At 70.1% G+C, this 5,775-nt stretch carries 3 protein-coding genes; 1 reads left to right on the top strand and 2 read right to left on the bottom strand.

Features of this window, described 5'->3' with window-relative positions; translation table 11 throughout:
- Positions 1-31: 31 nt before the first annotated feature.
- Both ROTAS13_RS18200 and ROTAS13_RS18205 read right to left on the bottom strand, forming a co-directional pair.
- Positions 32-1,129 carry a DEAD/DEAH box helicase gene (locus ROTAS13_RS18200; RefSeq protein ID WP_075823031.1) on the bottom strand — a complete coding sequence of 366 codons (1,098 nt, stop codon included), beginning with the start codon at positions 1,127-1,129 and terminating at the stop codon, positions 32-34.
- A gap of 4 nt (positions 1,130-1,133) precedes the next feature.
- On the bottom strand, positions 1,134-5,261 hold the full coding sequence (locus ROTAS13_RS18205; protein ID WP_139323429.1) for a hypothetical protein: 4,128 nt from the start codon (positions 5,259-5,261) through the stop codon (positions 1,134-1,136).
- A 324-nt stretch (positions 5,262-5,585) separates the two neighbouring features.
- On the opposite strand from ROTAS13_RS18205, the gene ROTAS13_RS27825 reads away from it, so the two are divergent.
- Positions 5,586-5,775: transposase (locus ROTAS13_RS27825; protein WP_139323430.1), on the top strand; the 190-nt coding region annotated here is incomplete at its 3' end.

Genomic DNA, 5,775 nt, shown 5'->3' on the forward strand with positions numbered 1-5,775 from the left:
CGCCTTACGGTGGAGCTGTGCGTAGATGTGATCAAGAGACAGCCTCCACGAGGCCGTCAGCCACGAGGAAGGGCCGGTCCGGCGCTGGTTCGGGAACGCCGGGTGGGGACAGGCTGGCGGCGGGGGGCACCGCCTCCGCGAAGACCGGGCGCGAGCGCCGCCCCTCGATCACGGTGACGTCCGTCTGGTCGCGGGTGAAGAGATCGGCGCTGAAGGCTCGGAGATCGCCCCCAAGCGTCGCCGAGGCGCCCAGGAACATGACCTCATCCGGGCGCCTGCCTGCGCGGAGCAGGACGCGGCGCAGCAGGAGCGCGATCTCCGCCGCGAGGGTGCCGGAGTAGAGATGCATCTCGTCCAGCACCACGGCCTCGAGGTCCGCCCCGAAGAAGGGGGCGTCCTGCGGGCGGATCAGCATGTACTCCAGCATGGAATAGTTGGTGACGAGGATGTCCGGCGGGTTCGCACGGGCCTGCACGCGCGTCCGGAGGCGCGAGCCATCGTCCCAGCGCGGGTAGCCCTTCCGGTCGGCGTCCTTGTCGTCCTCAGGGGTCTCGCCGGTGAAGTGGAACAGGCGGCAGTCCGACTGTCCGTGCAGCCAGCCGTGCAGGCGCTGGACCTGGTCGTTCACCAGCGCGTTCATCGGGTAGAGAACTATCGCCCGGACACCGCGTGCCGGGGCACGCCTTGGCTGGCCGAGCGCCCGGTTGAGCAGCGGCAGGAGGAAGGATTCGGTCTTGCCGAGGCCCGTGCCAGCCCGGATGACCACAACAGGCGGCCGCGGCGCCGTAGCGGCGATCTCGATGGCCAGGCGCTGATGCTCGTACAGCCTGCGCGCGGGCGGCAGCATCCTGGTCCTTGCCAGCTGGTCCCGGAGCGCGGGCGCGACCACTCCCCGGGTCACAAGGTCATTCAGCGAAGCACCGCCGTCCGCCGCGGGGAAGATCCCCTCCACGAACACCTCGCTGGTGCAGCCCCCCTCCCCGTCCGATGCCTGCCAGATCTCGCTGACGCGCTGGGTCAGCTCCGGCGACCGCAGGTAGTTCCCGGCCGACGCCATTTCGACAAGACGATCCTCGACCGCGGCACGGGTGCGGAGGGCGTCGATCTGGAGCGATGTCTCGAGCTGCATACGGTCACCGGGCTTCGTTCATGAGCCGACGGAGCAGGGCTGCATTCAGCCAGCGCCGCAGCGAGGGCAGGGTCAGGGCGGTCTGAAGCGTCCGCGGCATGTCGGTCGCCTTGGTGTCGGTGAGGAAGCGCCATGCGAGGGACAGCACGCTCGCCTCGGACCGTGAGGCGAGGAAGTTCGGGTCGCAGCGCGTCGCTGAGACCGCCTCCGCGAGCAGACCTTCCTCCACCTCCGGCAGGGAGACACCCACGCCCTGCGCCAAGCGGGAAAGGTTGACCTGCGGCAGTGGGCTGACCGCGAGGCCTGCCAGCACCGCAGGCCGCTCGCCCCGGGACAGCAGATCCCAGCCATAGGGCAGCACCCGGAGCAGCGCGGTGGGCACGATCGCGCCGAGGCGCTCGAGGTCTGTCGAGGCTCTCCCAGGGGCGTCGGACCCTGCGAGATGGGCCTGCACCATGGAGCGCGCGACCTCTGCCGGAGGCTGCCAGGTGCCCAGGAGCACAGCGGCGGCGTGCTGGGAGACCGGGTTGCCGAGCCGCGAGAGAAGGACACCCACGAGGCTCGGATTCCGGCCGAGCAGGATCCCGAGGCCCTTCCGGATCTGATCAAGGAGCACGGGCAGGCGTGCGTCCAGGGCGAAGCCGAGCGCCGCCGCGGTGTCAGGCGCGAGCAGCAGCTGCGAAATGGCTCCCGCGGCCTGGACAAGGTAGGCGGTGCCAAGCCACTCGGTGTCGGCGGACAGGACGATCCCGAATGGCCTGCCGCCCGTGAAGGCCACCCGCACCGAGGCCCCGTCCGGCGCCAGTACGGCAGGAAGCGGCTGCGGGCCAGCATTCCACCAAGCGGTGGCACGCGGCTCGACATGGCTCCCAAGCTGCGCGCTCAGGTGAAGGACGGCGCCTTCCGGGGTGAGCGAGACGCTGCGGATCATGCCGGTGTCCCGGCACGGTGCCACCCTGAGAGGGGCGTTGGACTGGTCGAAGCCGCCCCGGCCGAGACCCACCATCTCCCCAAGGCCGAAGAGGCTGCGGCCGACATGGACGCCGTTCTGGCCAACGGCCGCGACGGGCCGCGCCCCCTCGAACATGACCCAGGGCACGTCATCACCCTCGGCGCGCGGCGCCCAGAGACGTTGCCCGGCATGACGCGAGCGGTCGAGCCAGAACCCCTCAGGGATTCCTTGCCAGCGCTCGCCGTCGTGCAGCGCCGCGCCCCTGGGCGTTCGGCGCAAGGCAACGGCGAGCGGGATGCTCACCTTGCGGCCGTCGAGCAGACCGTCGAGGCGTCCCTGGCGGAGCAGTGGCGACGCCCCAGGCAGAACCCGGTAGCCACCGAGGGCCCAGCCGCCGCCCTGCTCGGGGGTGACCGGCCGCAGCGACTGGCCGCCGATCACGGCCCGGGTCGGCTCGAATCCTTGTGGGAGCCCGACAGGCTGGAGCTGGATCCCCTCACCCCAGGCGACGGGTGAGGCGTCGCCGGTCAGGGACACGCCGGGCAGGTCGACGACCTCACGGCCGGGATCCGGCGGCGTGGGCTGCCAAACGACCTCTCCCTCGCAGGAGACCGCGAAGCCGTCCGGCAGGCCGCCGGGGAACACCATCAGACGATGCTCGGTGTTGAGGCGGCGCTCCTCCGGAGGCGCATGCGAGAGGGCGAGAGCCTCGTGGCAGAGCAGGGCTACCGGGGCGGAGGGGGACAGCCGCGAGCGGAACGGGTCGATGAGGACCGGGCGGGACGTGCGGAGGTCGATCAGGCGGAGATAGGCGTCCGCGGCCCAGAGCTCGAGGTCGAAGGAGTCCAGGGTCCTGCCATCGCGCTGGACCTCGATGCTCCGCACCCGCGGCCCGGCGAGCGGCAGAAGAAGAGCATTATCCTCGGCGTACCAGGTGATTGCACCGTCCGTGCCGACATGGCCGCCAGCCCTGGCGCCGCCGCAGAGCACGGTGACAGCACCCTCGCCATAGCAGAGAGAGGACGGAAGCTGCAGGCGGAAGCCCACCGCGCCGGGCGCCACGGAGAGCTGCCAGCGGATGCCTTCGGCCGCGTCGGCTGCCGTTGGTTTGGCGCCGCCAGGAGATGGTGCCACCGCGCTGGAACCCAGCAGGTCCTCCGGCGGCTCCTCGCTTGCCGGGGTCCTGGGCGCCGGGACGTAGGGTCTGGGCTGGTAGACGCGTTGCTCCGGCACAAGTGCCTTGGCGAACTCCTCCGCGCTCCATCCTGGCCACCAGGGGGATCCCGCATGCCGGGCATGCACCTCCCCTGCGGCCAGGCGGCCCGCCACCGCAAGGCGGATGTCGGCCAGCAGGCGCGACATTCCAGAGGCGGGATCCCGGGAGATCAGGCGGACGGCGGCAGGAAGGTTGACCGGGTCGAGGATCCAGTCCCGCAGGAGCGCGGTGTCCCCGCGGTGGAAGCCGCACTGGAGCCGGAACGCGGTGATCCAATGGTCGCAGTTGAAGGACCAGGGGCGCCTCAGGCCGAGCGAGTCGGTGGCCCGGACCATCGCATCGAGCATGCGCCCCCGCGGCACCTCCCCGTCGAACATGAACCCGCGGACGCCGGGCCCCGCCACGTCGGGCAGGATCCTCCAGGTGTCGCGGCCACCCGCATCGGAGAGTTGCGCCGCCGCGCTGTGGGCCGCGAAGAGGACCATGCCGATTTCCGCGCGCCCTGCCCTCGTCGTCTCGTGCAGGGGCGCGGCAGCGTCCCTCGCCCAGCGCAGGAGAGCTTCTTCCTCCTCAGGGAGGATCAGCTCGCTAACGGAGACCTCGCTCCTCTCGCTCAGGACCCGGCGCTCCCGGAGCGTCACCGCTACATCCGCCACGAAGTCCCCCGCGTAGTCCGCGGCGGCCCACGGGACAGCCGTGAGCTGCCCCGGCGGGGTCCAGGCAGTCGCCATCTCGTCGAAGGACGCCTCCGGCACCGCGGGGCGGGGATCTTCGTCGCCGTTCAGGACATGCGCGCTGCCAATGATCGAGAAGACCGACCCCCCGTGCTGGCGGAAGATCTCCGGCTCGTCCTGCAGGTCCAGGATGAGGGTACGGTAGGAGACCTCCTTCAGCGCCGGGTTGTCGGTACCGAGGAGGGTGTCCAGCATCTCTGTTGCATGCAGCGGCCGGGGTGCGGCATGGAGGATCCCGGCTGCCGCCGCAATGCGCCGCTCGGAGGGCCGCGCTTTAGAAGGGATGACGGCCTCGCCGAGGCGGGCCATCCCGGCGAAGCGGAGGGCCGCTGCAAGCTGGGCCTCCCCCAGCCCGGTCCGGGTGGCGATATCCGGCGCGAGGGCGAGCCATCCGCCGAGTGCGGTGGCCTGGTATGCCTCCCGCACCGCAGCCACGTCGGCCTCGACCAGCGGCAGGAGGGTCCAGCCGTCGGCGAGCGGGCTCGCGCACCTGGTCTCCCAGGCGAGGAGCTGCGCCAGCTCCGGCGCTGCATCTCCCCGGACGTCCTGCACGGCCGCCAGCACGAAGGCGTCCTCGGCCGGAAGCACTTCCCAGGTCAGGCGTTCAATATCGCGTCGGCGGATGACGCCATCCGCGCTGGAGGCCGCCCGCATCACGCTCAGACCGGCGGCATCCAGGTGGTGCACGAACAGGGAGCGGATCAGCGGGGCATTGCAGGCCGCTTCGAGGCGGCGGAGGAAGGCGACCTTGGAGTAGACATTGATCTGGTAGACGCGCTGATGGGACACCCCTGAACGGTCCGCCACCTCATGCCCTGTGAGCCCCTGGAGACGGAGCCGCCAAAGCTCCAGGGCCCGCTCGTGGTCGCCCCCTTTCCTGGCGAGCCGGGTGCGGCACAGCGATGCGAGAGAGGTGCAACCGGCGAATGCCTCACGGAGGGGCATGGCACCGAGCAGGTAGCGCGCGGCCACATCGAGGAAGGGCCTGAGATCAGGGCGGTTTGCTCGGATGTTGTCCAGGGCCTCCTGTGGCATGGTCAGCAGGGCCAGCAGGTTGGGGCCCTGTTCCGCCAGACCCATCAGGACCGGGCAGGCCTGCTGAAGCTCGTCGTCAGCAAGACGCGCAGAACCAAACTGGCGGCGGCACGTCTGCTGGAGAGCACGGCGCACCGCCTTGCTGGACCAGGGGTCATCCACGACGATGACGGGTAGCTCGTAACCGCCATCCATCGCATCTGCGTCGTCCGAACAGGAGAGGACCTGCTTCAGGTCCTCCTCGTATGTTCCAACCTCTGCTGCCGTCGGCCCATCCAACTTCTTGCTGCCTTATTTGAACTTGTGGTCCACCCAACCTGGAAGCAGAATGGTCCATAACAGAGCTTCGCCTGGCCGTCTTGGGGTCGGCACGATGCGGTAATGAAATTGCTCGAAGGACTCGTACCTGCCCGGCTCGGGCAAGCTATCGGTGAGAACCCGTTTCATAACGGCTGAGGCGGGGTGAGCGGCGGGAGTTCTGCGCGTTCGGAGGGTGTCTGACGTCCTTCGAGGTGGCCCATGTGGACCCCTGCCGCCCGCGCGCAGCTTGCGCGCGGCTCCCAGCCTTATGCAACGTGCCTAACCGATGCCGAGTGGGCCCTGGTCGAGCCCTTCTTGCCAAGCCCTGCAAAGACCGGACGACCCCGGTCCTGGCCGATGCGGCGGGTGGTCGATGCGATCCTCTACGTGCTCCGTACCGGCTGCGCCT

The sequence above is a fragment of the Roseomonas sp. TAS13 genome, assembly GCF_001950415.1.
Lineage (GTDB): Bacteria > Pseudomonadota > Alphaproteobacteria > Acetobacterales > Acetobacteraceae > Roseomonas > Roseomonas mucosa.